Consider the following 1093-nt stretch of genomic DNA (forward strand, 5'->3'; position numbering starts at 1 on the left):
AAAGTTTAAAGTTTAAAACGTTTCCGTACTTACGGTTTTTTCGGGTTTTTTTCGTTTTTTTACTTTTTTACCGTCCGTCTACGACGTCTACTAGTAAAGAAAAAAACGGACTGAAATTTTCAGTCCGCATTATCATTGTCCTCTTTATCTTCTTTAGGTTTCAGATGTTCAAAGACATACCAACTGTCCTTATACAGATGACCTATCAGATTAAACACTCCCGTTTCTCCACACTTGTCGGCAAACTGTTTGGCTTCCAATATACTCTTGAACTCACCTAATTTCTTAAATCCTACAAATAGTTTATACATATCCTTGTTATTTTTGTGTTTGATTACTTCCGCCTGTAAAATAGCATAGGCTTCATTATAATTTCTCTTTTTCTGTTCCAGTTTGGCGTTGGCTTTGAGTAATGGCTCATCCGTTTCGGGATTGAAGAATAAATCGTTGTGCGTCATATAGTCGATATATTTCGCTATTTTTCGTTCGACTTTGGTTATCTGCGCTTTTGCCGATGCGACTTTTGATAATAGGAAATTAAACCCTGTCTGTAAGCCTGTCCGCTTATCGTAGGCACAATGATAAACGGTTACTTTCTTCCGTGGGTACTTACAGACGAGTTTTTCCCTGCGCCATTCGATAAGCCACTGCCATCGGTCTACCATATCACGGGGTAGGTCAATTTTATGCAATATCTCTCTGTGTCCGTCTTGGTGTCGTATCTCGAAAGTGATATATACCGAGTGTTCGATCTTTAGTTCACGTTCTGCTTTTGCCAAATCTTTCGCATATTGCATCCAATCTTCCATTGTTTCCTGTGCCATGATTATTTTGATTTGGTTGTTACTATTTCTTTATGCTGCTAATCTCTGTTCAATAAGAGGTATATTTTTCTCTACAAGTTGTACTATTTGGTTGTGGTACACGGTATTCTTGTTACATACTCCTCTGCTTTGTATAACTTGAAGTTTTGAGAGCGATACTTCAATAGTTTCTATCTTCTTGCCGTCAATACAGGCTGTCAGAATCAAAGAATCTTCTTTTGAATAATAACCTCCTACACAATGGTGCTTATGCATCACTTTACATAAGC

The 1093-nt window shown here is 37.5% G+C and carries 2 protein-coding genes; both read right to left on the bottom strand.

The genetic code is table 11. The features are described from left to right. Nucleotides 1-119: 119 nt before the first annotated feature. Nucleotides 120-824, bottom strand: coding sequence for a hypothetical protein (locus tag HMPREF9456_RS16895; protein WP_006844788.1), 705 nt, complete (start codon nt 822-824; stop codon nt 120-122). 30 nt (nt 825-854) lie between these two features. Continuing rightward, nucleotides 855-1093 (bottom strand): PcfJ domain-containing protein (locus HMPREF9456_RS16900; RefSeq protein ID WP_006844789.1); only part of this gene is annotated, 239 nt, incomplete at its 5' end.

This window comes from Dysgonomonas mossii DSM 22836 (assembly GCF_000213575.1).
Taxonomy (GTDB): Bacteria; Bacteroidota; Bacteroidia; order Bacteroidales; family Dysgonomonadaceae; genus Dysgonomonas; species Dysgonomonas mossii.

Excerpts from the sequence above, each read along its gene's own strand:
- HMPREF9456_RS16895 (WP_006844788.1), bottom strand. The coding sequence starts at position 824 with ATGGCACAGGAAACAATGGAAGATTGGATGCAATATGCGAAAGATTTG.